Source organism: uncultured Chitinophaga sp. (assembly GCF_937874145.1).
Classification (GTDB): Bacteria; Bacteroidota; Bacteroidia; order Chitinophagales; family Chitinophagaceae; genus Chitinophaga.
This window is the reverse complement of sequence record NZ_CALNBI010000433.1, coordinates 15,815-41,706: the sequence shown is the minus strand read 5'-3', so window position 1 is coordinate 41,706 and position 25,892 is coordinate 15,815. Positions and strand designations below refer to the sequence as shown.

Genomic DNA, 25,892 nt, shown 5'->3' with positions numbered 1-25,892 from the left:
TCTTATTTCAACACTTCAGCGAGCTTGCTTTCCAGCGCGCTGCCACGCAGGTTGGCGGCGATGATCTTGCCCGCAGGGTCTACCAGGATGTTCGTCGGGATCGCGTTGATGCCGTATAACGGAACAACGGAGGATTCCCAGAACTTCAGGTCGCTCACATGCGTCCAGGTCAGCTGGTCGTCGGAGATCGCTTTCAGCCAGTTGGCCTTTTCCTTGTCGAGCGATACGCCGAGGATGGTGAAGTTTTTATTCTTGTATTGATTGTAGGCAGCCACCACATTGGGGTTTTCCTGACGGCAGGGGCCGCACCAGCTGGCCCAGAAATCAACCAGTACGTATTTTCCCTTGAAGGAGCTGAGATGGATTTGCTTGCCGGAAGGATCGGGCAGCACAAAGTCGGGCGCCACCTGTCCGATCATGGAAGCCGGGCCTGCGCTCGTTTCTTCGCCGGCGCCCTGCTCCAGGGCAGTGAGGCCGGCGAGGGTGTTTTTCACGAATCCGTTATCGGGGAACCGCTTGGCGATATCCTGGAAATCTTTTTTATGGGCGATCCGGTCGGCGGCGTCTTCAAACCCTGCCAGTTCCATGGCGAATACCGCGGGAACGGGGTTGCGGGAAGAGCGGGCCGCTGCGAGGAAGTGCTCGCGGAAGTTCCTGGTTTCCTGCTCCATGGCGAGGCGGCGGGCGTCCAGCACGCTGTCGGGCGTTTGAGCCATACGAAGGCTGTCGATCGCCTGCATTTCCTTGCTGAGGGTCTGCGATTTTTCGCTGTAGTATTTCAGGAGCTGGAGGATTTCGGTGGTCGCTTCCGAACCTTTCACCTGGATTTTCTCGAGATCGTTGTAATCACCGGTGATGCTCATGTCGCCGGCGTCGAGCGCGAGGAAAATATACTTACCGCTCTCGAAACGGATGGCGTAAAGGCCCTGCTCCGGCACCATGCCTTCGAGCGTGATCTTGCCGGAAGCGTCTTTTACGGCGGTGGTATCCACGATTTTGGTGGAGCTTTCCATCACTTCTTCCAGGTACACTTTTTCCAGGGGAGTATTCGCCAGCTGCACATCGATCTTGAACGCGCCTTTCTCCGTGTGACTGTCGCAGCTTGCCATAAATAAGGCGGCCGCTCCCGTCAGCCAAATCGCAAATTGTTTCATGGGCTTTTCTTTTATTGGTATTTCAATCAAAAATAGTCCTAAATCCCCGGAAGGGATTGCAGTAAATGTTAAAATTATATAGCCGGCGGAAGTATGGCATCCCCTGAAAGGGTCATTTCCCTGCGGTATGCGGACCAGCGGGAGACGACAGGGATGAATGGTGCGTTGGTGCGCTTACCCGTTGAGGCGCTTGAGCAACAACTCGTTGGTCAGCTTGGGATCTGCCTTTCCGCCGCTCATTTTCATCACTTCGCCCACGAACATGCCGATCAGGCCTTTTTTTCCTGACCTGAATTCGGCCACTTTAGCCGGGAATTTCTCCAGGACCGCATCAATAACCGGTAAAATGCTGCCGGCATCGGTTTCCTGGATGAGATTGAGGGCCGTAGCCACTTCCAGCGGCGTTTTGCCGGGTTGTTCGATCATGGCGGGCATGATACGGGAGGAGGCGATGGAAAAGTTCACCTTGCCATCCTGGATCAGCGCGATGAGCGCGGCCAGGGATGCCGGGGAAACGGGGAATTCGGAGATGGAAGCATTGCGCTCGTTGAGCCACGATTTCACGGGGCCGAGCATCCAGTTGGAAGCAGCCTGCGAATGGGGCGTTTCGGCCATCAGCGCTTCGAAATATATAGTGGTGTCGCGGTCGTCGCAGATAACCCGGGCATCGTACTCGCGAAGGCCCAGCTGACTGGTATAGCGGGCCACCTTTTCTTCCGGGAGCTCCGGCAGCGAGCGGCGCACCTGGTCGAGGAAGCCGTCTGTCAGCCGGAAAGGCGCCAGGTCGGGCTCGGGGAAATACCGGTAATCGTTGGCCTCTTCCTTCGAGCGGAGGGAGAACGAGCCGCCGTTGGAGGCGTCGAAGCTGCGGGTTTCCTGGGTAATGGTACCGCCGGATTCCACCAGCTCAATCTGGCGTTTGATCTCGTTTTCTATGGCGCGCTTCACGTTGCGGATGGAGTTCATGTTCTTCACTTCCACCTTGGTGCCGAGGTTGGTGTCGCCCTTCGGGCGGATGGAAATGTTGGCGTCGCAGCGCATCGATCCCTCTTCCATGTTGCCGTCGCACACATCGAGCCAGCGCACCAGGCGGCGGAGCTCCGTGAGGTAGGCGTACGCCTCGTCGGCCGAGCTGAGGTCGGGCTCGGTCACGATCTCCACGAGGGGAACGCCCGCGCGGTTATAATCGATCATGGAATTGGAGGGGTCCTGGTCGTGCAGCGACTTCCCGGCGTCTTCCTCCAGGTGGATGCGGTTCAGCTGCACATTGCGCGACTGGCCATCCACCGAAATCGGCACATACCCGCCCACGCAGATGGGAGCGGTGTGCTGGCTGACCTGGTATCCTTTCGGAAGGTCCGGGTAGAAATAGTTTTTACGGGCAAAAAAGTTCTCTTTCTCGATGGCGCAATGGCAGGCGAACCCCAGCCTGATGGCCAGTTCCACCGCTTTGCGGTTCATGAAGGGCAGGGTGCCGGGGTGGCCCAGCGTTACAGGACTGATATGGGTGTTGGGCTGGCCGCCGAAGGCAGCGGAATCCCTGCTGAACAATTTACTGGCTGTCAGCAGCTGGGCATGCACTTCCAGGCCAATTACCGCTTCATATTTGTTATAATCGATGCTCGCGCTCATAAGTTGATATCACTGCTGATTCGTACAAAGATATTCAAACTGCAAAAAAGCAGGGAATTTTCACGAAATTGTATATCCAACAATCACCCTATGGCTGCTATTCAAGACATACACCAGTCCCAGCGCGCATTTTTCGACTCCGGCGCCACCCGCTCCCTGTCGTTCCGCAAATCGGCGCTCAAGAAGCTGAAAAAATCCCTCAAAAGGCATGAAAACGATATCCTGGCGGCCCTGAATGAGGATCTCCGCAAGGCGCCGGTAGAGGCATTTGCCAGCGAAGTAGGGCTGTTGTACGACGAAATCGACCATACGCTGACCAATCTCCGCCAATGGATGCGCCCCCAGCCCGTCAGTTCCCCGCTGATGCATTACCCGTCCTCCAGCACGGTGTACAGGGAACCGAAAGGGCTGACGCTCCTCATCGGCCCCTGGAATTACCCTTTCCAGCTGGTGGTGAACCCGCTCATCGGGGCCGTAGCGGCGGGCAACTGCGCCATCGTGAAGCCCTCCGAGCTGGCGCCCGCCACGGAAGCGGTGGTGGCTACAGTGATCGCTGACGCCTTTGCGCCGGAGCACGTTGCGACCGTCACGGGCGACGGGGCCACGGTGGTCCCCGAAATCATGGCCCACCGCTTCGACCATGTGTTTTTTACCGGCAGCATCCCCGTGGGCCGCAAGATCCTTGAAATGGCCGCGCCGCACCTGACGCCCGTTACGCTGGAGCTGGGCGGTAAAAGCCCCTGCGTGGTAGACGCCCGCGCGGATATTAAAACCGCGGCAAAGCGGATCGTCTGGGGGAAATGCTGGAACGCGGGACAAACGTGCATTGCGCCGGATTACGTGCTGGCGGACAAAAAGATCATGCCCGAATTGCTGGAGCACCTGCGCGATGCGGTGAAGCAGTTTTATGGCGACGATCCATCGAAAAGTGGCGACTACCCACGGATCATCAACGAGCGGCAGTTCGACCGCCTTTCGGGGTACCTGGGCGAAGGGAACGTTTTCTCCGGCGGGCAAACCGACCGTGCCGATAAATATATCGCGCCTACGATCCTGACTGATATCAAGCCGGGAGCGAAGGTGATGCAGGAGGAAATTTTCGGGCCCGTCCTGCCGGTGATTCCTTACAACGACACTGCGGAAGCCGTCAAAATGATCGCATCCAATCCTTATCCATTATCGCTTTACATCTTCACAAAAAGTGCGCGCACCGCGCAAACCTTCATCGATAAAATTGCGTTCGGCGGCGGGTGCATCAACAACACGCTTGTTCATTTCACGAACCTGGAAATGCCTTTCGGCGGCATCGGCCCCAGCGGTATGGGGCGCTATCACGGGCGCTTCAGTTTCGATGAGTTCTCACACATCAAAGGCGTGATGAAAACCGGCACCTGGCTGGATGTTCCGGTGAAATACCCGCCGTTCGGCAATAAGCTGAAGGTGTTGAAAATGATGCAGAAATAATGCGAGATTTTCCCTTCCAATTTTTCATAAAAAAAGGTGGCGAAAAAGTTTTGCGTTTGGAGAATTGTTACTATTGAATTGAACTATTAAATCAATTCATATGACCACAAACCAAATCTTATTGATCACCTTCGCGGCTATCGCTTTGTCGCCGATTGTGGTTCACAATTTAAATTTTTACAGAAAATTTTTAGTTTGATTTAACCCTGTCGGTGTAAAAAACAGTCTTCATTTTAATGCAAATTTTATGACAGTATATGATTACGGTTTGATCATCGGATCGACATTGTTTTTTGCCCCCATCCTGATTTTCGTGATCCATAGTTTGATTTTTGTTTTCAAGCCCACCAGGAAACTAACCATCGTCAGTAAAACAGGTAGGAAAGTAGAACTGGATTTTAGAAAACATGATGCGGACGCAATGATCGCATTCCTGGATGTTTTATTGGAAGAAAAGTAATGACAGATGGAGCATTCTGCATCACGCCCGAATCTCCTTCCAGCTTTTTCAATTAGATTGGATAGTTTGGTTGGGGCGAGCGGGGGGATCGCGTTGGTTAACCTTGCGCAGCAATTACCGGATGAGCATTCATTTAAAAGTTACCTTTTTATGATAGCTCCACCCGTCACGCTCATTATCAAATTCCTGTGGTCTGTTTGTAACCCGCTTGTATTGCAGTGGATAAAGAATTTCTGGACAGACAGAAAGAAAGGGACGATTATTTCCGAGATAGATGAGCTTCTCAAAAATGCTAATCTTACTGAAAGTCAAAAAGCGACGTTACGAAGGAAGCGGTTGATGGTGCAGATGTCTGTCGTCGATGAAAGGATATCGCAGTTGGGATCGTTCATCCGGTCGTGGCAGCCCAATGACAAACAGTAATAAAACGGCCCGGGATGAACCCGGGCCGCTTCTCTTTGCTTTACACTTAAACTATATCTGCCTTACTGTTTACAAATTTTCGGAGCGCAGCTTGCGCGGCACTTTCACCGTCAGCGTCTCGGATTTGCCGTTGCGGCGGATACCGAACGTGAGGGTGGATTTATCTTTCGCTTCGCGGTATCCTGTGGAAACTTCGCGGGCGTTTTTCACCGGTTTTCCGTCTAAGGAAAGGATGATATCGCCGTTTTTGAAGCCCGCTTTCTCTGCCGTTGAGCCCGGTTCCACGGACTGTACGGTGGCGCCGTCGTTTTCTTCACGGTCTTGCACCTGGAGGCCCAGTTTGGGTTGGGCGTTCGGGTTGAAGAGCTCGTCGAAGCCGCGGGGCATGGTGAATGTCCGGGGCTCGTCGGGCATGCGCGGCGTCCGGAAGCGGCGGCCCCGCATCTCGTCTTCGGCGCTATTGCGCGGCATGAGGGTGGCTTTGGCTTTCTGTTCTTTTTTATCGCGTAAATAGGTTACGGTCACTTCGTTGCCGGGCTGGAGTTTGCCGATGGTTTCGAACAGCTCCTGGGGCTCGGTGATCTTCGTGTCGTTGATTTTGGTGATCACGTCGCCGGTTTTGAGGCCTGCTTTGGCCGCCGCGCTGTTTTCGGCTACTTCCGTAACCGTTGCGCCTTCAGCGGATGATTTCTCCGTGATCACGCCTAAAACCGCCGGACCGGGCCGGATGTCGTTTTCAAATGAGAAAGCCGGCGCTTCGTCCGGGAAATTGCCGTTGCGGGGCGTAACGACGCGGCGTTTTACAGAGATATTCTCTCCCTGGTAATCGCGGATGGGCTTGCCGTCTACGAGCACTTCGCCGTCTTTGATCTCAACCGTCACTTTCGCGTCTTTTGCTTCGCCTTTACGCTTGATGATGATTTCATCGTATTCTCCCAGCTTCTGGCTACGGGCGTCCTGGGCGGATACCGCGGTCGAAGCCAGGGTAAAGGCGAGGAGAAGCGAGCTGCCGGAAAAAAGAAGTTTGCGCATATGTCGTCGGTGTTTTTGTGACAGGGCAAATGTAAGCGCGGGAGCGGGTAAAAAAATGTTAAAAAAGGGCAGGGGACGATAAGGGAATGTTAAAAAAAAGGCTCCCGGAGGAGCCTTTCTATTTAGAGGATGCTTTTCACTTTTTCAATCACGGCAGCGAACTGACTGGCATCTTGCCCGCCGGCTGTTGCCAGTGTGGGCTGGCCGCCTCCTCCTCCTTTGATGAGGCCGGCTACCTGTTCTCTGATGATCTTCTGCGCATTGAGGCCTTTGTCTTTCGCGAGATCGTCGGACAGGAGGACTACCACCTGCGCTTTGCCGCCTGCGTTGGCGCAGAGCACTGCTGCGAAGGGCGCTGTGAGAAGGTCTTTCAGCGCGAGGGCGTATTGCCGCAGCATGTCGCCGCTGGAAACTTCCAGCACGGTGCCGAGGAACTGCACGCCATTCACGGAAACCGCCTGCCGGGGGAGCGCTGCCGCGCCCTGTTGCACCTGCTTCAGCTCGATAGCCGCGAGCTGCTTTTCGAGGGCGGCTTTCTCGGCTACGAGCGTTTCCACGGCTTTGGCGGGCTCTTTCGGGTTTTTGATGGCGGCTTTCACTTCTTTCAGCTGCGCGATCTGTTCATTCACATAAGCTTCCGCTTTTGCGCCGGTTACGGCTTCCACCCTTCTCACACCGGCCGCTACCGCGCCTTCGGAGAGGAATTTGAAGAGGCCGAGCTCGCCGGTATGGCCCACGTGGGTGCCGCCGCAGAGCTCCAGGGAATAAGAAGGGTCGATGGTCACCACGCGAACGGTTTCGCCGTACTTCTCGCCGAAAAGCGCCATAGCGCCGAGTTCCATCGCGGCGTCGCGGGGCATTTCGCGGATGATAACGGGAATGTTCTCGCGGATCTTCTGGTTAACGATCGTTTCGATGGCTGCCAGTTCCTCATCGGTCACTTTTGCGAAGTGCGAGAAGTCGAAGCGGAGGTAATCCGCATTCACCAGCGAGCCTTTCTGCGCCACGTGCGTGCCCAAAATCAGGCGGAGCGCGGCGTGCAGGAGGTGTGTGGCGGAGTGGTGGCGGGCAATGTCCCTGCGTTTATCGGCGTCCACTTCGGCTTTCACGGCTGCTTCCGGATGTGCCGGGAGGGAGTCGGTGAAATGTACGATGAGGTCGTTTTCTTTTTTGGTATCGGTAACGGCGATGGCTTCGGAGCCGAAATACAGTGTGCCGGTGTCGCCCACCTGCCCGCCGGATTCAGCGTAGAAGGGGGTTTTGTCCAGCACGATCTGGTATTGGTCTTTGCCTTTTGCCGTGATTTTGCGGTATTTCAGCACTTTAGCATCGGCGGCCAGCTCGGTGTAGCCGATGAAAATTCCGGAAGGTTGTTCGTCAAGGATCGACCAGTCGCCCATGTCGAGCTTGGTGGCGGCGCGGGAGCGGTCTTTTTGTTTCTGTAGCTCCGCGGTAAACCCAGCCTCATCCACTTTGAATCCTTTTTCGGAAGCGATGAGCATGGTGAGGTCGATCGGGAAGCCGAAAGTATCGTACAGTTCGAATGCCACGGCGCCTTCGATGGTTTTATGCCCGCTGGCGGTAATGGCCTCCAGGCGGCCAAGCCCGCTTTCCAGGGTGCGGAGGAAGCCATTTTCTTCTTCAAACACCACTTTCTTCACGAAATCCAGCTGGTTGGCCAGTTCCGGGAAAACGGTCTTGAATTCTTCCGCGAGCGCGGGCACCAGTTCATGGAGAAGCGGCTTCTTCACGTCAAGGAAGGAGAAGTAGTAGCGAACAGCCCTGCGGAGGATGCGGCGGATCACGTAGCCGGCGCCGTTGTTGGCGGGCAGCTGGCCGTCTGCAATGGTGAAGCAGATGGCGCGGATGTGGTCGGCGATCACGCGGAAGGCGATGTCCGTTTTTTCGGTTTCACCGTATTTTTTGCCGCAGAGTTTCTCCGTGGCATGGATGAGGGGCATGAACACGTCGGTGTCGTAGTTGGATTGCTTGCCCTGAAGCACCCTTACCAGGCGCTCAAAGCCCATCCCGGTATCTACGTGTTTGGCGGGAAGGGGAACGAGGGAACGGTCTTTCATGCGGTTGAACTGCATGAATACGTTATTCCAGATCTCGATCACCTGCGGATGGTCGTTGTTCACGAGGTCCTTCCCCGGAACGGCGGCTTTTTCGGCTTCCGTCCGGCAGTCGACGTGGATTTCGGTGCAAGGTCCGCAGGGGCCGGTGTCGCCCATCTCCCAGAAATTATCTTTTTTGTTGCCCATGAGGATGCGGTCCTCCGCGATATGGCGCTTCCAGAATTCCAGGGCTTCCGTGTCAGCCGGCAGGTTCTCGGAGGCATCGCCTTCGAAAACGGTCACGTACAGGCGGTCTTTCGGCAGTTTGTACACTTCCGTCAGCAGCTCCCAGCTCCAGGCGATGGCATCCTCCTTGAAATAATCCCCGAAGCTCCAGTTCCCGAGCATTTCGAACATGGTGTGGTGATAGGTGTCGATCCCCACTTCTTCCAGGTCGTTATGCTTGCCGCTCACACGGAGGCACTTCTGGGTGTCCGCCACGCGGGACCACTGCGCCGGCTTGTTGCCGAGGAAGATGTCTTTAAACTGGTTCATCCCCGCGTTGGTGAACAGCAGGGTGGGGTCGTTTTTCACTACGATCGGCGCCGAAGGGACGATGTGATGACCCTTAGAGGCGAAAAAATCCAGGAACTGTTGCCTGATCTGGGCTGCGGTCATAAAATATTAGTCGGTATTAATATCTGATTTTATAGTTATAATTGCATCCGTCCTGAAATTGGTGTTAATTTGTTCAAAAGGTTGACGTTTTAGCCTATTTCGCTTAGGTTTGCGGACCCACGGCAAAAACCCTTTCAATTTTTAAGCGCAAGGTGGAATGCGGTGCAAAAATATCGAAATAATCATAACTAGCTAATCGCCATTTTCCGGGGAAAAACCGGGCCTGGTCAGGCTCATAATAAATTTTAACGGGGGGCGTTCTATGGTTCGCTGCTATCAACCCTTAAAGGTGCATGAAGAAAGTCAAGTATTTTTATAACACTCAAACGCTGAAATACGAAAAGCTCGTAGTGTCCGTGAAGGTGAAAATCCTCCGGATCCTCGGCTTCCTGTCGGCCGCCATCGTGACCGGCATCCTGTTCCTCACCGTTTCCTACCGCTTCCTCGATTCCCCGAAGGAAACGATGCTCCGCCGCGACCTGGATAACATGCAGGAAGAATACGGCAACCTGCAAGACCAGGTAAAGGAACTCAAATCCCAGCTCGGCGAGCTCCAGCACCGCGACAACGAAATCTACCGCGTCATCTTCGAAGCGGCCCCCATCCCTGATAGCGTGAGGGCCGGACAAGACGAGAAGACGAAAGAAAACCTGGCCCTTTCCGTCAAACCCGAAAGCGAGATCATCGCCGCTACGCGCAAATTGCTGGGCGAAATCGCCTCCCGCGTGGCGCTCCAGGAAAAATCCTACCTCCAGATCGAAGATCTTATCAAGAACAAACAAAAAATGCTCGCGTCGATCCCCGCCATTCAGCCGGTGGCGAACAAAGACCTCGACCGGATCGCGTCCGGCTTCGGTTACCGCATCGACCCCATCTATAAAACCGTGAAATTCCACTCCGGCCTCGACTTCACCGCTCCTTCCGGCACGCCGATCTACGCTACCGGCGACGGCGTCATCGAAGAAGCCAGCCTCAGCGACGTCGGATACGGCAACCACGTGGTGGTGAACCACGGATATGGTTACAAATCCCTTTACGGCCACATGGTGCGCATCAAAGCCAAGCGCGGGCAGTCCGTCAAGCGCGGCGACATCCTCGGATGGGTGGGCAGCACCGGTAAATCCACCGGCCCGCACTGCCATTACGAAGTGATGAAGAACGGCGTGAAAGTGGATCCGGTCTACTTCTTTTATAATGATCTTACTCCCGAGGAGTTCGACCGCATGCTGAAGATCGCCCGCTCCGGCAACCAGTCTTTCGATTAATGGAATGATTATTGAAGGAAATGGCGGTTCAGTTCATGGGATGGATTCCGTAATATTGTATCCGTAATCTTTTTCATTATCAATTAGTTTCGGTTATGATGCAGCAACTGGACTTATTCGGCCTCCCGCCGCAGCCCCCGACCGTAAAACAGCCAGCGCCCGGCGAGCCCGGGTTGGAAAACGGCGCCCCTCCGGCGCCGGGAGCTCCGCTTCCTGCTGGCGAAGCTCCGGTAAAGGGCAAAAAACGGGGCCGCAAAAGTCTTAAAGAGCTGTCCGGTGATCCGCACGTCATCCAGGAACTGGAAAAACTAACCCTCGACAAACAGTACTATTCGATCAGCGAAGTAGCCGGTATGTTCCGCGTCAATACCTCGCTCATCCGCTACTGGGAAAATGAGTTCGATATCCTCCAGCCGAAAAAAAACCGGAAAGGAGACCGCCTCTTCAGACAAGAAGATATCCAGCACCTCAAACTCATCTACCACCTGCTGCGCGAAAGAAAGTACACCATCGAAGGCGCCAAACAGAAGCTCCGGGAAGACAAGCGCATCGCTTCCCGCAACTTCGAAATGGTCAAGTCCCTCGAAAAAGTGAGGACGTTCTTAACGGAGTTAAAAGATCAATTATAAAACATAGGACATTATGCGTTTACAAACCATTTTACTGGGATGCGGATTGTTGCTGTCAACCGTGACCATGGCCCAGAGTCAGCCGCTCAAAGGCAAGTTCGATATGAAACAGCTCGTCAACGATTCTTCCTACGCCTGGTTCCATACCGGTATCAACCGCTACAACGCCAACTCCACCATGGTTAATTATATCAAGTCCAATAAGGACAAAATTCAGCTGGTGGCCCTGGTAAACCCTTCCGACGAAGCCAGCCGCAAGCTGCTTTCCGAGTTCTATAAAGTGATGATCCTGTCCAGCGTTCCGGAAGAAAGCATTCATATGTACGCTGTTGATGGTTCCGGCGCCACCGGCGATGCCAAAGCCGATGGTTACAAAGTGAAGAAATTTCCCGCCATCCTCGTGATGCGCGATGGGAAAGAAGAAGGCCGCATTGCCGGCGCTGCACAGAACACCGTGGAAGACGACCTGGCGCAGATTCTCATGAAAATGAACGCGAAGTAGATATTTCCATAGAACGAAAAATCCCCCCGCGGCCTGGCCATGGGGGGATTTTTTATTGATTCAGGCATCAAGCGGCGCCGGCTTCCCTGGTTGCCAGGCGGACGCCATGTTTTTCCAGGATGGCGAGCATTTCCAGGTTCACGCGTTCGCGCAATTCCAGGTACGGTATGCCTTCGAGGATGTTTGTCATATAAATGATCTGCAGCATGAGGGAATCTTTCCCGAAATCGTGCAGGTTCACGTTGAAACCAGCTTCCACCTCGCGCTGTTTGCCGAGATATGCCTGGATGTCTTTCACCACGGCGAGCACGGGGCCGGGAGGCGTATCGCCCGACAGTTCCAGCTTCTGCGCCACGCGCTGCTGCGTGCGGAGCGAAAGGTTGTCCAGCACGCTGTCCACCATTTTCTTATTCGGCACCGTCACGAACGTTTTCTCCAGCGTGCGGATGCGCGTGCTGCGCAGCCCGATCTTTTCCACCGTTCCGGTTATATTGTCAACTTTAACGCTGTCGCCTACACGGAAAGGTTTGTCGGAGAAGATGATGAACGAACCGATGAGGTTCTCGATGCTTTCCTTGGCGGCGAGTGCGAGGGCCGCCGCACCGATGCCAAGACCAGCTACCAGCTTGTTGACCAGTTCTTTTCCGAAAAGGATGTTGATAAGGATCATCGCCCCGATGATGTACACGATGGCTTTGAAGAAATCGCGGAAGAATATGACGAACTGGTCGTCGGTTTTGTCGTTTGTGAGGCCGGCTTTTTGTTCGAGGATGAGCGCGAAGAAATCGATCAGGCGCAGCAGGATCATGATGAAAGTCATGCTCAGCACGATCTTCAGCACAAACGCCAGGAGCATTTTCATCGTGAAAGGCTCCACGGCGCGGTTGAATATCACGATGTTCAGCGCTTCGGGAAATACGAGGTGGTTGCTGGCCATGATCACGGCTGTCATCAGCAGGAAATATTCGATCGGTTTGAGCAGCAGCTCTACAAAAGCGTTCTGCTGGATGCCGGGCGACCAGTGCCGGATGAGTTTGTAGAGGCCTGCGGCGAGACTTTTGGACAGATACCGCCGGATGAGGAAAATGAAAAGGATGATGCCCGCCACGATGAGGTAGTTGCGGACGGAGTTTTCGAGGAAATGTTGGTTCAGGAATTCGTTCATAGCGGTGCAAATCTACACAATAAGCGATTGCATATGGAGTCGCCGGGCTTCGTTATTTACGATCTGTACAATGCCGGGAGATTTCCCTTTTTCGAAGCTGCCGAAGCGGTCCGCAATCCCGAGGGCTTCCGCGCCGTTGAGCGTGGCCCATTGCAACATGGTTTCCAGGGGGATGGAAGGAAATTTCTCGCGAAGGGTGGTGATTTCGCTCCAGATGCAAAGCTGGTGGTTGGATGCGAGGCTGTCGGTGCCCAGCGTGATATTGGCGCCGGGCGTGCCCATGAGCATGGGAACGTCGGGCAGCATGCCTTCGATGTACAGGTTGGCGTTGGGGCAGAGGCACCAATATGTGTCACCGGTGCGGGAAAGCGCGGATTCCACGTCGGCCCGGGTGGTGAATGTGTTATGGACGAGGAGGACGGTTTGCGCTTTGTCGAAATACCCGATGTAAGCGGGCAGGCTGTTGAGGCCGGCGCCCCCGATGCCGGAAGCGTCCATGTTGAAATGGCGGTAAAAATCCAGGAAAGGGCCGGTTTTGTGCCGGAACAATTCGTTTTCAGCCTGGGATTCCTGGTTATGGATGGAGATGAGATCGTTATGCTGGAGGCCGTTGATGAGGCGGAACAATGTGGGTGAAACGGAGTAGGGGGCGTGGGGGACGAGGTTGGCGGAGATGCTGTGCTGGCGGAATTGGGCCAGCACAGACAGGGAGTGTTCCAGGCGCTGGGGGGCGAACTGGTCGGACACGCCCATGCATTCCACGAAAGTCCGCCATTCGGTTTGTTGGGCGGTCCGTATTTTGACAGCGGCGGTGGCGGCGGTATTGGCGATATCGCCGACGGCCACGATCCCCCGGGCGTGCATGTCTTCGGCGGCGGAGTCGATCGCCGAAGCGAGGACTTCCGCGGCGGGGGGCTGCCTGTTTTCCATGACGGCCGTCAGGAAGGCGGGGAGGCCGGTGCCGGGGGGGATGGCGCCCTTCATGTGCGAAAGCTCAAGATGGCAATGAGTATTGATGAAACCGGGGCTGAGTACCCCTTCCACCCTGATAAAATCCTCCCCCACCCACGAGAGCGGAACGAGCGCCGAAACAGTGGCGTTATCGTCCAGCACCAACGCCCGGTCGGGGCCATGAAATTTTCTACCGTCAAATATATCGTCTGCTGTAATCTTGATCATAAGGGTGAATTTAGGGAATGTTCGCCGGAAGGGCCCTCATCCAGCGCTTAAAATAACCGGCAAAAACGTAATTTTGCAACCCGAACCGGCAAGGCAGGCAGGGATAATAATGGCGTAATAACGCCAAACCTTCGCCGAAATTGCTGATAATTAATCCGGATAACCGAATATGATAGATAAACTCGACGCCATTAAAGGCCGATACGAACAAGTTTCCATGGCGCTGACCAACCCCGAAGTGGTGAGCGATAACAAACAATTCAGCAAGCTGAGCAAAGAATACCGCCAGCTCGAAAAGATCGTAAAGGCCTACGACGCTTACCGCAAACTGCTGGAAGCCATCGCCTTCAACCGCGAAGTGCTGGACAGCGGCGACGAGGAAATGCGCGAACTGGCCAAGGAAGAAACCGAAGGCCTCGCGGAACAGAAAGACCAGATGGAAGCCGATATCCGGAACCTCCTGATCCCGAAAGACCCGCAGGACGAGAAGAACGCCATCCTCGAGATCCGTGGCGGCACCGGGGGCGACGAAGCCGCGCTTTTCGCCGGCGACCTGCTCCGCATGTACCTCCGTTATTGCGAGATCAAAGGCTGGAAAACTTCTATCATGAACGAAAACGCCGGCGGCGCAGGCGGCTACAAGGAAGTAGTCGTGGAAGTGTCCGGCGATGACGTATACGGTACCCTCAAATTCGAATCCGGCGTTCACCGCGTTCAGCGCGTTCCCGCCACCGAGGCCTCCGGCCGTGTCCATACCTCCGCCGCCACCGTGGCCGTACTGCCCGAAGCGGAAGAAGTGGACGTGGAAATCCGCGACGCCGATATCAAAATGGACACTTTCCGCTCTTCCGGCGCGGGTGGCCAGCACGTAAATAAAACGGAGTCCGCCGTACGCCTGACCCACGTTCCCACCGGTGTGGTGGTGGAATGCCAGGAAGGCCGCAGCCAGCACTCCAACCGCGATATCGCCATGCGCATGCTCCGGACCCGCATTTACGAAGCGGCGGTGCGCAAGCATGAAGACGCGATCGCTTCGCAACGTAAATCCCTGGTTTCCACGGGCGACCGCTCCGCGAAAATCCGGACCTACAATTTCCCCCAGGGCCGCGTGACGGACCACCGCATCGGTATGACCGTCTACAACCTCGACGCGTTCATGAACGGCGACATCGATGAAATGGTGCAGGCGCTTCAGTTCGCTGAAAACGCCGAGAAGATGAAGACCGGCGACCAGCTGGGCATGTAATTTTCGGCTGTCGTCCCCAGGCCGGGGCATTTTACTTTCGCAACAATTTGCGGAAGGGAAATGTTATTAATCCTGCACACGTCCTGAATCTATCGGGTTACAATATTGTATTTATCCACCCTAAACTTCACAAAATGTTAGATCAATTAGTCCAACTGGTCCGCGAAAATGCGCAGGAAACAGTGGTTGCCAACCCTGCCGTGCCCAACGAACAAAATGATGCCGTGATCGGCGAAGCTTCCCACTCCATCGCCGAGGGCCTGCAATCCGCCCTGGCAAATGGCAACGTGAAGGAAGTAATGGGCCTCTTCAACGGCAGCAGCGCCCCCGATGGCGCCAATCCGCTGGTGAACGGCATCCAGGGGAATTTCATCAAGAACCTTATGGACAAATTCAACCTCAACAGCGGCGCGGCAGCTTCGCTCGCGGGCTCCCTCATCCCCTCGGTACTGGGCTCCCTCGTGAAGAAAACCAACGACCCCGGCGATAGTTCTTTTTCCCTCGACAGCATCATCGGTTCCCTCACCGGCGGTTCCGCCAGCGGGCTCAACCTCGGCGGCCTGCTCGGTAAATTCGGACTGGATAAAGACGGCGACGGCGATGTAGACATGCAGGACCTCACGGCCATGATCTCCAACGGCGCCAAACAACAACAAAGCAGCGGTGGCCTCGGCGGCTTGCTCGGCGGTTTGTTCGGGAAGTAACGAATCGGGAATTACGCTATATCTACATAACCGTTATCCCTTATGCATTGATACACAAAAAATTACCAGCAGTAAAAAATTGTTGGCAAAGATTTTGATTTAGCTAGCACACTCAAACCAATAAAACTTAACCAAGATGAAAAGAATGAATGCATTTGTGGCGATAGCGATGGCAGGTATTCTTGTTTTTAGCTCCTGCAGCACGTGGCAGAGCATGGACAATACTAAAAAAGGAGCCGTGATCGGTACTGGCGGCGGCGCAGCTGCCGGCGCAGTAATCGGTAAAGCAGCAGGTAACACTGCCCTTGGCGCCATCATCGGTGCAGCCGTAGGCGGTACCGCAGGTGTACTGATCGGTAAGAAAATGGACAAGCAGGCAGAAGAAATCAAGAACGAAGTGCCCAACGCCACCGTAGAACGCGTAGGTGAAGGTATCAACGTAACCTTCGATTCCGGCGTGCTTTTCGGATTCGATAAATCCGACCTCACTTCCACCGCTCAGAGCAACATCCAGGAGCTCGCGCAAGTGCTGAACAAATACCCGGATACCCACGTTCGTGTGGAAGGCCACACCGACGATACCGGTTCAGATTCCTATAACTACGGCCTGTCCGAGCGCCGGGCAAAATCCGTAGCCAACTACCTCGTTGGCCGGGGCGTTTCCGCTAACCGCGTGCAAACCTTCTGGTACGGCGAGACCCAGCCTAAATTCCCCAACGACAGCGAAGCCAACCGCGCTAAAAACCGTCGTGTGGAATTCTCGATCTTCGCTAACGATAAAATGAAATCTGAAGCGAAAAACGAAGCTGGTCAGAAATAAGCTTTTTAGTTGAATTTTCTCATAAGCAGTTTGAACGGTCCTCCCGGTTTCCCGGGAGGATTTTTTTTGCCATGATGTCCACGACATAAAGCCGCCTGAGACCATGTCCCTGGCGGCTTGTCGTAGTATAAGTACTTCTTTATAAAGTGTCCAGTCCTGCCAGCAGGATTGCGCAGGCTTTGCGGATTTCTTCTTCGGAAATAATCAGTGGCGGCACCAGCCGGATCGCGTTGGAGGCGAAAAGGAACCAGTCGGTGATGAGCCCGTTGGCGATGCAATAATCGATCACTTTCTTGCAGGCAGGGAAGTCTTCCACTTCCACGGCCAGCATGAGCCCCCGCGACCGTACGGCCTTAATTTTCGGATGTTGCAGCAGGCGGAGGAAAAGCTGCTCCTTTTCGAAAATCCCATCCATCATCTTTTCAGACAAAAGGGCCTTCATGCCCGCAAGCCCCGCGGCACAGGCTACCGGATGTCCGCCAAAGGTGGTAATATGGCCGAGGACGGGCTGGCTGGTGAGGCTCCACATGATATCCCGGTTGGCGACGAACGCGCCCAGGGGCATGCCGCCGCCCAGGGCTTTCCCTGCCAAAAGAATGTCAGGCACCACGCCATATTGTTCGAAGGCCCAGAGCGTTCCGTTGCGCCCGAGGCCGCACTGGATCTCGTCGAGCACGAGAAGCGTTCCCGTTTCGGTGCAGCGCGCGCGAAGGGCCTGCATCCATTCAACAGACGGCGCCAGCACGCCGGCTTCTGCCTGCACGGTTTCCGCGATCACGCAGGCGGTCCGTCCGGTGATCTGCTCCAGCATGCCCATATCGTTGTGCTGCAGGTGCAGCACGTCGGGGAGGAGCGGGCGGTAAGCGTTGCGCCAGTATTCGTCGCCAATGATGCTCAGCGAACCCTGTGTAGAGCCGTGGTAGCTGTTCTTAAACGCAATGATGCCCGTGCGCCCGGTATGGCGTTTGGCCAGTTTCATGGCGCCTTCGGTGGCTTCGCTGCCGGAATTCGTGAAGTATACGGAGTTGAGGGATGCGGGAAGATGTTGGGTGAGGAATGTGGCGTACTGCACCTGGGGCGACTGCACGAATTCGCCATACACGATGAGGTGCATATACGTTTCCGCCTGTTCGCGGATGGCCTGCACAACAGCCGGGTGGCAATGCCCGATATTGCAGACGCTGATGCCCGCGATCATATCGATGTATTGCTTGCCGGAAGCGTCCCACATATACATTCCCTGCGCTTTCACCATCTCCAGCGCCAGGGGGGCGTCTGAGGTTTGCGCCACATGCTGTAAAAAAAGCTGCCTGTTATTCATTGGGGCGAAGTTAGTGAAGTTCTATATTTGTATCATGCCAGTAATATTACCAGTAAAGGGTGTACACCCGCAAATGGGCGACAATTGCTTCATTGCGCCGAATGCCACCATCGTAGGCGATGTGGTGATGGGAAAGGATTGCAGCGTTTGGTTCAATGCCGTGGTGAGGGGAGATGTGAACAGCATCCGGATGGGCGATAAAGTCAATATCCAGGACGGCGCCGTGATCCATGCCACTTACCAGAAAACGAAAACCAACATCGGCAACAACGTATCCATCGGCCATAACGCCATTGTACACGGCTGTACGGTGGAAGATAACGTGCTTATCGGAATGGGCGCCATCGTGATGGATAATTGCCACATCGGCTCCAATACCATCATTGCCGCCGGCGCCGTTGTGTTGGAAAATACACAGGTGGAAGCCGGATGCATCTATGCCGGGGTGCCCGCTAAAAAGGTGAAAACCATCTCCCAGGAACTGATCTCCGGGGAAATCGACCGCATTGCCAATAACTACATCATGTACGCCGACTGGTTCCGCGACCAGGTATAGTCATCTTATAAAAAATTATTATATTGCAGGCCTAATCCCGGACCTATGAAATCAAAATGGATGATTGGGCTATGGGCGTCGTTCCTGTTCGCAGGATGCGCCTCCCAGAAACAAGGCTGCCCCGGCAGCACATTTTACAATTCCGGCAATATGAAGCAGAACAGCAAAGCCGGCAAGCAAATGAAACTCTTCTAAAATCCCCTGGTTATGCGGAAACTTTTCGTTTGCCTGTCCGTTTTGACGGTTATGGCCATGGCCTGCAGGTCCCAGAAAACGGGATGCCCGACGCCTGCGCGCAACCTCGGCGCCGAAAAAGTGATGGATGAGATGAATGCGCCCAAAAAGAAAGGCTTCTTCGGCTTCCTGAGAAGAAATTAATCGTAATCATTTTCGTTGATCGTAGCCAGGATCGTGGCATAGCTGACGTAGCGGTCCAGGTCGATGTCGCCCGCTTCTACGGCGGCTTTCACGGCGCACCCGGGCTCGTCGAGGTGTTGGCAGTTGTTGAACTGGCATTGCTGGATGTAAGGCTGCATCTCCAGGAAGTAATGCGATAATTCCGCTTTCGGGATATCTACGATGCCGAATTCCCGGACGCCCGGCGTATCAATGAGGCGGCCGCCGAAAGGCAGGTCGAACATCTCGGCGAATGTAGTGGTATGTAAACCCTTCCCGCTCCAGCCGCTCACTTGTTTCGTTTTCAGCTGCAGGCCCGGAATCAGCCCGTTGATGATGGTGCTCTTGCCCACACCGGAATGCCCGGAAATGAGCGTGGTCTTATCTTTCAGTAGTTCCCCCAGTTCATCTATCCCCTTTCCTTCCGCCGCGCCTGTCAGCAACACGGTATAGCCCATGTCTTCATACACCGCCTGCCAGTGCCCGAACTGCTCCATTTCCTTGGGGCGGTACACGTCCATCTTATTGAATACGAGGATAACGGGGATGTGGTAGGCTGCCGCCGTTACCAGAAACCGGTCGATAAAGCCCTGCGAGGTGCGCGGCTCCCTGACGGTGGCCACAAGCACCGCCTGGTCGAGGTTGGCGGCTACGATGTGCTTTTTATGCTTGCCCTGCGGCGAGCTGCGTACGATATAATTCTTCCGGTCGGCAATGCCCGTAATCACGGCCGTGCCTTCTTCGCCGCTTTCCAGCTGGATGTCGACATGGTCGCCCACGGCGATGGGGTTGGTGGACGTGATGGTCTCATCTATTTTGAATACGCCTTTGATCCGCGCCTGGTAAAGGTCGCCTTCATCCGTTTTCACGGTATACCAACTGCCGGTGGATTTGTAAATCGTTGCTTGCACGGTGTAAAGATAAAGCAAATCAGGCTAGGGCAGCCGCTTGAAAAGCGTGTACCGCAGCACCACTTCCAGCAGCAAAGCCGCCAGGGCAATCATGGCGAAGGGGAAGAAATGCTCTTTGAAGCGTTTGTAGGAAGTGATTTCCACTTTGGTGCGCTCCAGCTTATCGATTTCGTGATAGATGTCTTGCAGGGAAGTATTGTTGGTGGCCCTGAAATAGCGACCGCCGGTTTCGCTGGCGATCTTTTTCATAAGGGGCTCGTCGATCTGCACGTCCACCATCTGCATTTGCACGCTGCCGTCGGGCATAGTAGCGGGAGAGGGCGCTTTGCCCTGGGTGCCCACGCCGATCGTGTAAACCTTCACTTTATACGCTTTCGCGATCTCCAGCGCGGTGAGCGGGTCTACCAGGCCGGTGTTGTTCACGCCGTCGGTGAGCAGGATCACGACTTTGCTTTTGGCTTTGCTTTCGCGGAGGCGGTCCACCGAAGTAGCGAGCCCCATGCCGATGGCCGTACCGTCTTGCAGCATGCCGCTGCGGATGGCCATGAGCTGTTGCTTGAGCACGGCGTGGTCGGTGGTGATGGGGCATTGCGTGAAGCTTTCGCCCGAGAAGATCACCAGTCCGATACGGTCGCTGATGCGGCTGTCTACGAAGTCCATGGCCGTTTTCTTGGCGGCCTCCATACGGTTGGGCCTGAGGTCTTCCGCGAGCATGGACCCCGAGATATCGATCCCCAGCACGATGTCGATCCCTTCGCTGTCGATGTTTTCGGAGGTATTGGAGGTTTGCGGCCTTGCCATTGCTACTACCAGCGCGGCGAATGCAATGATGCGCAGGGCGGGCAGGAGGGGCCGGAAACGGATTTTCCAGGATACGGGGATGCCTTTGAGGCCTTGCAGCGACGATACTTTCACCGATCCCTGGAACTTGCGGCCGGCGCTCACGCTCCACCAGATGAAGACGGGGATGAGCAGCAGCAGCCAGAAGAAGGCCGGGTGTGCGAATTCAATATTTTTCCAGAGTTCCGCGTTCATGAGTCGTTTTACGAATTTGTGCCGGTGGCCGGCTGTTCGGTTTTATGCATGGCGGCGGCGCGCGTCCATTCCACTACTGCCCTGGCCTTGCGCAGCGATTCCTCATGCTCCTGCGGGGTGGGCTGGAGCTTGGCGAACTTGGCGAGGTCGGCCAGGCTGAGGATGCTGTAGATTTCGTTCCGTTGCTGGTTCAGGATGGTCACCGGCTTGATGTCGTCCATCAGTTCCGCGGTGGTCTGTTCCATGGCCGGTATGTTGAACTGCTGCTCGAAATACACGCGCAGCACGTCCGTGAGTTGTGTGTAATAGCCTTTTACATCGGTGTGCCAGGGCTGTTCTTTCTCCAGCTTGCCGAGCGCTTCGAGGGCGCGTTCGAATGGCGGTTGGGAAGGCACCACGGGCACGGGTTTCGGCGCTTTTTTCTTGTTGCGCATGGTAAGGAACAACACGATGGCCGTAATCAACAGGAAGCTCCCCAGTATCCAGAACCAGTAATCCAGCCAGTTGATGCTCACCGCCCGCAATGGCTTGATGGGCTTGAAGGCTTTGGTGGTATCTACGGCGACAGTATTGACGTCGATGAAGATAGGATCGGTGTACACGGAATCATAAGACCCGTCGGTCACCGAATACACTTCAAACTTCATGGGCGGCAGTTCCCAGCGGCCGGAATCGAAGCTGGTGAAGGTCACGGTTTGTTTCCAGAACTTCTGGTTTTCGTCGGACCCGGTGGTATCCAGCTGGCTGCGCCCCACCAGTTCGATGTGGTTGGCGGAGTCGGGAATGTTGGGGAAGATCACTTTGATGTTGGCGCCCTTGAGCGCGTACAGCATCACTTTGACGTCGAGGGTTACCTTCACGGGCTCCCCGATGCGGATGCTCGTTGTATCCGCCTTCGCAGTGGCCTTGAAATAATCCTGGTATTCCACCTTTGCCTCCTGCTCCTGCGCGAAAGCGCCGGCCATAAGGCAGCAAAGCAGGGCGGTGGTGAATATGTTCTTGATGAATTTCATCCGGTCTTGATCGTGCTTCTTTTTTCGTTAAACCCTGTTCAGGAAAAAGGTCTGTAATGCTTTTACATAATCTTCATCCGTGCGGATGCTGATCAGTTCGGAACCGCTCTTCATGAACGCATTGCGGCAATACTGCGCGTGTTGCTGGAACTGGCGGTCGTAATACTCCCGCACCTTCCGGTCGCTGGTATCCACCCACTGCGATACGCCCGTTTCGGCGTCCGTCATGCGGATGAGCCCCGCGTCGGGCAACTCCTTGTCGCGCCGGTCGTATACCTGGACGCCCACCACATCGTGCCGCTTGCCGGCGATGTTCAGCGCATCCTGGTAATTGCCGGAGAAGAAATCGCTCAGGAGAAAAACGATGCTTTTCTTCTTGGTGGCGTTGTTAAAGAACCGCAGCGTTTCGGCGATATTGGTCCCTTTCTTCTTCGGCTCGAACGAGAGCAGCTCGCGTATGATGAAAAGGATATGCGACTTCCCTTTCTTGGGCGGGATGTATTTCTCCATCCCGTCGCTGAAAAAGATGACGCCTACCTTGTCGTTGTTCTTGATGGCGGAAAACGCCAGCACGGCGCAGAGCTCGGTAACGAGGCTGCGCTTGGTCTGGCGTGTGGTGCCGAAGGTCTCGCTTTCGCTCACGTCTACCAGCAGCATCACCGTCAGTTCGCGTTCTTCTTCGAAAACTTTGATGAAGGGATGGTTGAAGCGTGCGGTCACGTTCCAGTCGATAGCCCTTACATCGTCCCCGAATTGGTAGTCGCGCACTTCGCTGAACGACATACCGCGGCCTTTGAAGGCGCTGTGGTACTCACCGGCGAAGATGTGGTTGGTCAGCCCTTTGGTTTTGATTTCCAGCTGGCGGACCTTTTTTAATATTTCTGCTGTATCCATCGGTTGTTGCTGGACGGGTTTATGTCTTATGGCACTTCCACGGCGTTGAGGATCTCGCTGAGGATGTTTTCGCTGGTTACGTTTTCGGCTTCGGCCTCGTAGGTGAGCCCCACGCGGTGGCGCATCACGTCGAAGCATACGCTGCGCACGTCTTCGGGGATCACGTATCCGCGGCGCTTCGTGAAGGCGTACGCTTTGGAAGCGAGGGCCAGGTTGATGGAGGCGCGGGGCGATCCGCCGTAGGCGATGAGCGGTTTCAGCTTGGCGAGCTTATAATCTTCCGGGTTGCGGGTGGCGAACACCACGTCCAGGATATATTGTTCGATCTTTTCGTCCATATACACCTGGCGCACCAGTTTGCGGGCTTCGAGGATATCCTCCGGGCGCACAACGGGGTTGATCTTCGCCTGGCCTTCCGGGGCGAGGTTCTGGCGGATGATGTGGCGTTCCTCTTCCTTGGTGGGGTAGCCGATCACGACTTTGAGCATGAAACGGTCGACCTGCGCTTCGGGGAGGGTGTAGGTACCTTCCTGTTCGATGGGGTTCTGCGTGGCGAGCACGAGGAACGGTTCTTCGAGTTTGAAGGTGGTATCGCCGATGGTCACCTGTTTTTCCTGCATGGCTTCGAGAAGGGCGCTCTGCACTTTGGCCGGGGCGCGGTTGATCTCGTCAGCCAGGATGAAGTTGGCGAAGATGGGCCCTTTGCGGACCATGAACTCATTGCGTTGCTGGTTGTAGATCATGGTACCCACGACGTCGGCCGGCAGCAGGTCGGGCGTGAACTGGATGCGCGAGAACCGGGCATCGATGGCGCTCGACAGGGATTTGATGGAAAGGGTTTTGGCGAGGCCGGGCACGCCTTCGAGCAGCACGTGGCCCTGGGCCAGCAGGCCGATCATGAGGCGCTCCACCATGTATTTCTGGCCAACGATCACTTTGTTGATCTCCGAATTCAGGAGGTCGACAAAGGCACTGGCCTGGTGAATCTTTTCATTGATCTGACGGATGTCGTACGAGGTATTTTCCATGAATTGTTATTTCAAGGTTGCTAAAATAAGGATTCTGCTTTTTAAACCTACTCCCATGGCGGGATTGCGCAGTTAAAAACCTGTTAAATCGGGCGCAGGGGAGATGATCGGCAAAAGCAGATATGGTTTATAAAAATTTCCAATTTAAGAATACGGGACGATATTTACATCAATTTTTTATCTAAACCGTACATTTGTCGTCCGTTAGCCCTGCAATAGGAATGCCAGACAGGGCCTGCGGCATAAAAAGCCAATAAACATGAACAACGACGATTTCAATATACGCTGGAAACAAGTGGAAGACATGCTCACCGAAAGATTCGGGAAAACCCCGAACATGGAAGCCATGTTAATGATTATCGGGATCCAGGAACTGAACAGCCCGAAAAAGAAGTTCACCAAAGAACAAAAACAGGACCTCATGCACATCGCCATGTGCGCTTTGCTGAGCCGCAGCGGGTATTTCGAGCCGGAAGGCCGGGATAAGGACGGATGGCCGCACTTCAAAGAGGTACAGCCCGTGCCCAAAATGGGGCTGGAAGAGCAGGAGCGGTTCATTAAAGAACATATCATCGATTATTTCGAGGAAGAATAGCCAGGCCCCGCACCGCCGCCGAAGTGTGCGACGCAACGGCGGCCCGGCCCTGACCGGAAGACGAATACATCATCAAGCCCATGCATAGAAAACTACCCGTTTTATGGCTGTTGCTGCTGGTTTCCATGGCCGCGCAGGCGCAGCGCAACCGAAAAGTGAAGCTGTATACGCCTTACGGCAAAATGGTGATCCGGCTGTACGACCAGACCCCGAAGCACCGCGACAACTTTATTAAGCTCGTGAAGCAGCATTATTACGACAGCCTGCTGTTCCACCGCGTGATCCAGCATTTCATGATCCAGGGCGGCGACCCCGGCAGCCGGCGGGCACAGCCCGGCGCGGCGCTGGGGAACGGGGGGCCTGATTACCGCATCCCTGCTGAATTCCAGCTGGATCTGTACCACCGGAAGGGCGCGCTGGGCGCGGCGCGGGACAATAACCCGGCGAAAGAGTCGTCCGGCAGCCAGTTTTATATCGTGCAGGGGAAGAAGTGGACCGACGGCGGGCTGGATACACTGGAGCAGACGCGGCTCGGCGGGCGCAAGCTGCCTGTTGACCAGCGGGAAGTGTACAAGGAATGGGGCGGTTCGCCGCACCTGGACCAGAGCTATACCGTTTTCGGGCAGGTGGTGAAAGGTTTCCATGTGATCGACAGCATCGCGGCGCAGCCCACGAAGAAGCCGGGCGACCGGCCGGTGGAGGACATCCGGATGAAAATGCGGTTGAAAAAGAAGTTCTTTTTCTTCTAGGCATGTCATTTTAACGTTTAGAAAATGACAAACTTTTTATAATTCTGGCGGTAATCTTTATTTTTACCGCTCAAAATCAAACTTGACATGAATTTTCCGTCGCAACTGCGTTACACCAAAGACCACGAGTGGGTATTATTAGAAGGGAACACAGCGAAAATCGGTATTACCGATTTCGCACAACGTGAACTGGGCGATATCGTGTTCGTGGACATTTCCACGACCGGCAAGTCGCTGGGTGCCGAAGAGGTTTTTGGCACCGTAGAGGCGGTAAAAACCGTTTCCGACCTGTTCCTGCCCGTTGCCGGCACCATTGGCGAGGTGAACCCCGCGCTGGACGGCAGCCCCGACCTGGTAAATACCGACCCGTATGGTGAGGGCTGGATGGTGACGATCACTGTAAACAACCCTGCCGACGTGGAAGGCCTGCTGACGGCCGACCAGTACAAAGCGCTGGTAGGCGAATAAACATTATGCCTGAGACACAGTCATCAAGAAATAAAGACACATTTAGTATGAGGATGATCCGTTATTATCTGCCCGCAGCGGGATGGATCATCCTCATACTATTTTTATGCACAATGCCGGGCAAGGCGGTTCCGCAGGTCGGCTTCCTCGACTTCATGCACGTGGACAAGGTGGCGCATTTTTTCCTTTTCGGGGGGATGGTGTTGCTGTTGGCGTACGGGTATTACCGGCATCACGGGTACATCGGGGCGGGGATGCTGTCGCTGATCGTATTGTGCGTGACGGCTTACGGGCTTGCGATCGAGTTTATCCAGAAATACCTGGTGGCCAACCGGAGCTTTGACCTGTGGGACCTTGCGGCGGATGCGGCGGGCGCTGTTGCGGGCGCGCTCATTTTCCGGTACATCGGAAAGCGGTTCCTCAAGTAGGTTTTTCCGCCGGGAATAACGACTTATTGAAAATGTATGCGCCTTGAAACGGGCGCATTTTTATTTCCCCAAATCTTTGATTTTCCGG

Annotated in this window: 27 protein-coding genes; 15 read left to right on the top strand and 12 right to left on the bottom strand. The window is 55.0% G+C overall.

From position 1 onward, the window contains the following. Positions 1 to 2 precede the first annotated feature (2 nt). Together Q0510_RS20845 and gatB are read right to left on the bottom strand one after the other, a co-directional pair. A complete protein-coding gene (locus Q0510_RS20845; RefSeq protein WP_298715952.1) occupies positions 3 to 1,154 on the bottom strand; it encodes a TlpA disulfide reductase family protein in 1,152 nt (383 codons plus the stop codon). 174 nt (positions 1,155 to 1,328) lie between these two features. Next, positions 1,329 to 2,786, bottom strand: coding sequence for an Asp-tRNA(Asn)/Glu-tRNA(Gln) amidotransferase subunit GatB (gatB, locus tag Q0510_RS20840; RefSeq protein WP_298715950.1), 1,458 nt, complete (start codon positions 2,784 to 2,786; stop codon positions 1,329 to 1,331). Between the two features lie 90 nt (positions 2,787 to 2,876). Between gatB and Q0510_RS20835 the strand changes: the two genes are divergently transcribed. Next, complete coding sequence (locus Q0510_RS20835; RefSeq protein WP_298715947.1) at positions 2,877 to 4,250, top strand: aldehyde dehydrogenase; 1,374 nt, start codon at positions 2,877 to 2,879, stop codon at positions 4,248 to 4,250. A 466-nt stretch (positions 4,251 to 4,716) separates the two neighbouring features. After that, positions 4,717 to 5,133 (top strand): hypothetical protein, encoded by a 417-nt coding sequence (locus Q0510_RS20830; protein WP_298715945.1) that lies wholly within the window; start codon positions 4,717 to 4,719, stop codon positions 5,131 to 5,133. Positions 5,134 to 5,202: 69 nt separating this feature from the next. On the opposite strand, the gene Q0510_RS20825 is transcribed toward Q0510_RS20830, so the two are convergent. Then, positions 5,203 to 6,165, bottom strand: a complete 963-nt coding sequence (locus Q0510_RS20825; RefSeq protein ID WP_298715943.1) for a PDZ domain-containing protein — start codon at positions 6,163 to 6,165, stop codon at positions 5,203 to 5,205. A gap of 122 nt (positions 6,166 to 6,287) precedes the next feature. Beyond that, positions 6,288 to 8,900: an alanine--tRNA ligase gene (gene alaS, locus Q0510_RS20820; protein ID WP_298715941.1), complete on the bottom strand. Its 2,613-nt coding sequence runs from the start codon at positions 8,898 to 8,900 to the stop codon at positions 6,288 to 6,290. Between the two features lie 293 nt (positions 8,901 to 9,193). On the opposite strand from alaS, the gene Q0510_RS20815 reads away from it, so the two are divergent. The 3 genes from Q0510_RS20815 (at position 9,194) to Q0510_RS20805 (ending at position 11,296) form a co-directional block, all read left to right on the top strand. Beyond that, positions 9,194 to 10,165, top strand: coding sequence for a M23 family metallopeptidase (locus tag Q0510_RS20815; RefSeq protein ID WP_298715939.1), 972 nt, complete (start codon positions 9,194 to 9,196; stop codon positions 10,163 to 10,165). A gap of 95 nt (positions 10,166 to 10,260) precedes the next feature. Further along, positions 10,261 to 10,794, top strand: a complete 534-nt coding sequence (locus Q0510_RS20810; protein ID WP_298715937.1) for a MerR family transcriptional regulator — start codon at positions 10,261 to 10,263, stop codon at positions 10,792 to 10,794. A gap of 13 nt (positions 10,795 to 10,807) precedes the next feature. Further along, positions 10,808 to 11,296 (top strand): hypothetical protein, encoded by a 489-nt coding sequence (locus Q0510_RS20805; RefSeq protein ID WP_298715935.1) that lies wholly within the window; start codon positions 10,808 to 10,810, stop codon positions 11,294 to 11,296. A gap of 67 nt (positions 11,297 to 11,363) precedes the next feature. Here the strand turns inward: Q0510_RS20805 and Q0510_RS20800 are convergent, their stop codons facing one another. Further along, on the bottom strand, positions 11,364 to 12,461 hold the full coding sequence (locus Q0510_RS20800) for a mechanosensitive ion channel domain-containing protein (RefSeq protein ID WP_298715933.1): 1,098 nt from the start codon (positions 12,459 to 12,461) through the stop codon (positions 11,364 to 11,366). 12 nt (positions 12,462 to 12,473) lie between these two features. Then, positions 12,474 to 13,640, bottom strand: a complete 1,167-nt coding sequence (locus tag Q0510_RS20795) for an amidohydrolase family protein (protein ID WP_298715932.1) — start codon at positions 13,638 to 13,640, stop codon at positions 12,474 to 12,476. A gap of 169 nt (positions 13,641 to 13,809) precedes the next feature. Here Q0510_RS20795 and prfA point away from each other — a divergent pair, with 169 nt between their 5' ends. The 3 genes from prfA (at position 13,810) to Q0510_RS20780 (ending at position 16,410) form a co-directional block, all read left to right on the top strand. Then, the gene (gene prfA, locus Q0510_RS20790; protein WP_298715931.1) at positions 13,810 to 14,886 is read left to right on the top strand and encodes a peptide chain release factor 1; all 1,077 of its coding nucleotides are present in this window, start codon (positions 13,810 to 13,812) and stop codon (positions 14,884 to 14,886) included. A 134-nt stretch (positions 14,887 to 15,020) separates the two neighbouring features. Continuing rightward, complete coding sequence (locus Q0510_RS20785; RefSeq protein WP_298715929.1) at positions 15,021 to 15,590, top strand: hypothetical protein; 570 nt, start codon at positions 15,021 to 15,023, stop codon at positions 15,588 to 15,590. Between the two features lie 136 nt (positions 15,591 to 15,726). After that, positions 15,727 to 16,410, top strand: a complete 684-nt coding sequence (locus Q0510_RS20780) for an OmpA family protein (RefSeq protein ID WP_298715927.1) — start codon at positions 15,727 to 15,729, stop codon at positions 16,408 to 16,410. Positions 16,411 to 16,549: 139 nt separating this feature from the next. On the opposite strand, the gene Q0510_RS20775 is transcribed toward Q0510_RS20780, so the two are convergent. Continuing rightward, complete coding sequence (locus tag Q0510_RS20775) at positions 16,550 to 17,731, bottom strand: aspartate aminotransferase family protein (protein WP_298715925.1); 1,182 nt, start codon at positions 17,729 to 17,731, stop codon at positions 16,550 to 16,552. A gap of 34 nt (positions 17,732 to 17,765) precedes the next feature. Between Q0510_RS20775 and Q0510_RS20770 the strand changes: the two genes are divergently transcribed. From Q0510_RS20770 to Q0510_RS20760, 3 genes are read left to right on the top strand one after another with little or no spacing between them, the layout of a single operon-like run. Further along, complete coding sequence (locus Q0510_RS20770) at positions 17,766 to 18,287, top strand: gamma carbonic anhydrase family protein (RefSeq protein WP_298715923.1); 522 nt, start codon at positions 17,766 to 17,768, stop codon at positions 18,285 to 18,287. A gap of 45 nt (positions 18,288 to 18,332) precedes the next feature. Then, complete coding sequence (locus tag Q0510_RS20765) at positions 18,333 to 18,482, top strand: hypothetical protein (RefSeq protein ID WP_298715921.1); 150 nt, start codon at positions 18,333 to 18,335, stop codon at positions 18,480 to 18,482. A gap of 12 nt (positions 18,483 to 18,494) precedes the next feature. Next, on the top strand, positions 18,495 to 18,665 hold the full coding sequence (locus Q0510_RS20760; protein WP_298715919.1) for a hypothetical protein: 171 nt from the start codon (positions 18,495 to 18,497) through the stop codon (positions 18,663 to 18,665). Here Q0510_RS20760 and rsgA read toward each other — a convergent pair. From rsgA to Q0510_RS20735, 5 genes are read right to left on the bottom strand one after another with little or no spacing between them, the layout of a single operon-like run. Next, a complete protein-coding gene (gene rsgA, locus Q0510_RS20755; protein WP_298715917.1) occupies positions 18,662 to 19,594 on the bottom strand; it encodes a ribosome small subunit-dependent GTPase A in 933 nt (310 codons plus the stop codon). The genes Q0510_RS20760 and rsgA overlap by 4 nt on opposite strands. A 24-nt stretch (positions 19,595 to 19,618) precedes the next feature. After that, positions 19,619 to 20,629 carry a VWA domain-containing protein gene (locus Q0510_RS20750; RefSeq protein ID WP_298715915.1) on the bottom strand — a complete coding sequence of 337 codons (1,011 nt, stop codon included), beginning with the start codon at positions 20,627 to 20,629 and terminating at the stop codon, positions 19,619 to 19,621. A gap of 8 nt (positions 20,630 to 20,637) precedes the next feature. Beyond that, positions 20,638 to 21,642: a hypothetical protein gene (locus Q0510_RS20745; RefSeq protein WP_298715913.1), complete on the bottom strand. Its 1,005-nt coding sequence runs from the start codon at positions 21,640 to 21,642 to the stop codon at positions 20,638 to 20,640. Between the two features lie 27 nt (positions 21,643 to 21,669). Next, positions 21,670 to 22,536, bottom strand: a complete 867-nt coding sequence (locus tag Q0510_RS20740; RefSeq protein WP_298715911.1) for a DUF58 domain-containing protein — start codon at positions 22,534 to 22,536, stop codon at positions 21,670 to 21,672. Between the two features lie 26 nt (positions 22,537 to 22,562). After that, complete coding sequence (locus Q0510_RS20735; protein WP_298715909.1) at positions 22,563 to 23,564, bottom strand: MoxR family ATPase; 1,002 nt, start codon at positions 23,562 to 23,564, stop codon at positions 22,563 to 22,565. Positions 23,565 to 23,823: 259 nt separating this feature from the next. On the opposite strand from Q0510_RS20735, the gene Q0510_RS20730 reads away from it, so the two are divergent. The 4 genes from Q0510_RS20730 (at position 23,824) to Q0510_RS20715 (ending at position 25,804) form a co-directional block, all read left to right on the top strand. Beyond that, a complete protein-coding gene (locus tag Q0510_RS20730) occupies positions 23,824 to 24,159 on the top strand; it encodes a hypothetical protein (RefSeq protein WP_298715907.1) in 336 nt (111 codons plus the stop codon). An 80-nt stretch (positions 24,160 to 24,239) separates the two neighbouring features. Then, a complete protein-coding gene (locus Q0510_RS20725) occupies positions 24,240 to 24,908 on the top strand; it encodes a peptidylprolyl isomerase (RefSeq protein ID WP_298715905.1) in 669 nt (222 codons plus the stop codon). Positions 24,909 to 24,995: 87 nt separating this feature from the next. Continuing rightward, entirely contained in the window at positions 24,996 to 25,376 is a 381-nt protein-coding gene (gene gcvH, locus Q0510_RS20720; protein WP_298715903.1) for a glycine cleavage system protein GcvH, read from the top strand. Between the two features lie 47 nt (positions 25,377 to 25,423). Beyond that, the gene (locus Q0510_RS20715) at positions 25,424 to 25,804 is read left to right on the top strand and encodes a VanZ family protein (protein WP_298715901.1); all 381 of its coding nucleotides are present in this window, start codon (positions 25,424 to 25,426) and stop codon (positions 25,802 to 25,804) included. Positions 25,805 to 25,892 lie beyond the last annotated feature (88 nt).

What these genes read in the sequence shown, in the direction of transcription:
- Q0510_RS20775 (WP_298715925.1), bottom strand. Translation starts at nt 17,731, where the DNA reads ATGAATAACAGGCAGCTTTTTTTACAGCATGTGGCGCAAACCTCAGAC.
- Q0510_RS20795 (WP_298715932.1), bottom strand. Translation starts at nt 13,640, where the DNA reads ATGATCAAGATTACAGCAGACGATATATTTGACGGTAGAAAATTTCAT.
- gcvH (WP_298715903.1), top strand. Translation starts at nt 24,996, where the DNA reads ATGAATTTTCCGTCGCAACTGCGTTACACCAAAGACCACGAGTGGGTA.
- Q0510_RS20805 (WP_298715935.1), top strand. Translation starts at nt 10,808, where the DNA reads ATGCGTTTACAAACCATTTTACTGGGATGCGGATTGTTGCTGTCAACC.
- Q0510_RS20750 (WP_298715915.1), bottom strand. Translation starts at nt 20,629, where the DNA reads ATGAACGCGGAACTCTGGAAAAATATTGAATTCGCACACCCGGCCTTC.
- Q0510_RS20735 (WP_298715909.1), bottom strand. Translation starts at nt 23,564, where the DNA reads ATGGAAAATACCTCGTACGACATCCGTCAGATCAATGAAAAGATTCAC.
- prfA (WP_298715931.1), top strand. Translation starts at nt 13,810, where the DNA reads ATGATAGATAAACTCGACGCCATTAAAGGCCGATACGAACAAGTTTCC.
- Q0510_RS20730 (WP_298715907.1), top strand. Translation starts at nt 23,824, where the DNA reads ATGAACAACGACGATTTCAATATACGCTGGAAACAAGTGGAAGACATG.
- alaS (WP_298715941.1), bottom strand. Translation starts at nt 8,900, where the DNA reads ATGACCGCAGCCCAGATCAGGCAACAGTTCCTGGATTTTTTCGCCTCT.
- Q0510_RS20725 (WP_298715905.1), top strand. Translation starts at nt 24,240, where the DNA reads ATGCATAGAAAACTACCCGTTTTATGGCTGTTGCTGCTGGTTTCCATG.
- Q0510_RS20800 (WP_298715933.1), bottom strand. Translation starts at nt 12,461, where the DNA reads ATGAACGAATTCCTGAACCAACATTTCCTCGAAAACTCCGTCCGCAAC.
- Q0510_RS20830 (WP_298715945.1), top strand. Translation starts at nt 4,717, where the DNA reads ATGGAGCATTCTGCATCACGCCCGAATCTCCTTCCAGCTTTTTCAATT.
- Q0510_RS20715 (WP_298715901.1), top strand. Translation starts at nt 25,424, where the DNA reads ATGAGGATGATCCGTTATTATCTGCCCGCAGCGGGATGGATCATCCTC.
- Q0510_RS20770 (WP_298715923.1), top strand. Translation starts at nt 17,766, where the DNA reads ATGCCAGTAATATTACCAGTAAAGGGTGTACACCCGCAAATGGGCGAC.
- Q0510_RS20835 (WP_298715947.1), top strand. Translation starts at nt 2,877, where the DNA reads ATGGCTGCTATTCAAGACATACACCAGTCCCAGCGCGCATTTTTCGAC.
- Q0510_RS20745 (WP_298715913.1), bottom strand. Translation starts at nt 21,642, where the DNA reads ATGAAATTCATCAAGAACATATTCACCACCGCCCTGCTTTGCTGCCTT.
- Q0510_RS20740 (WP_298715911.1), bottom strand. Translation starts at nt 22,536, where the DNA reads ATGGATACAGCAGAAATATTAAAAAAGGTCCGCCAGCTGGAAATCAAA.
- gatB (WP_298715950.1), bottom strand. Translation starts at nt 2,786, where the DNA reads ATGAGCGCGAGCATCGATTATAACAAATATGAAGCGGTAATTGGCCTG.
- Q0510_RS20810 (WP_298715937.1), top strand. Translation starts at nt 10,261, where the DNA reads ATGATGCAGCAACTGGACTTATTCGGCCTCCCGCCGCAGCCCCCGACC.
- Q0510_RS20845 (WP_298715952.1), bottom strand. Translation starts at nt 1,154, where the DNA reads ATGAAACAATTTGCGATTTGGCTGACGGGAGCGGCCGCCTTATTTATG.
- Q0510_RS20815 (WP_298715939.1), top strand. Translation starts at nt 9,194, where the DNA reads ATGAAGAAAGTCAAGTATTTTTATAACACTCAAACGCTGAAATACGAA.
- Q0510_RS20765 (WP_298715921.1), top strand. Translation starts at nt 18,333, where the DNA reads ATGAAATCAAAATGGATGATTGGGCTATGGGCGTCGTTCCTGTTCGCA.
- Q0510_RS20760 (WP_298715919.1), top strand. Translation starts at nt 18,495, where the DNA reads ATGCGGAAACTTTTCGTTTGCCTGTCCGTTTTGACGGTTATGGCCATG.
- Q0510_RS20780 (WP_298715927.1), top strand. Translation starts at nt 15,727, where the DNA reads ATGAAAAGAATGAATGCATTTGTGGCGATAGCGATGGCAGGTATTCTT.
- Q0510_RS20825 (WP_298715943.1), bottom strand. Translation starts at nt 6,165, where the DNA reads ATGCGCAAACTTCTTTTTTCCGGCAGCTCGCTTCTCCTCGCCTTTACC.
- Q0510_RS20785 (WP_298715929.1), top strand. Translation starts at nt 15,021, where the DNA reads ATGTTAGATCAATTAGTCCAACTGGTCCGCGAAAATGCGCAGGAAACA.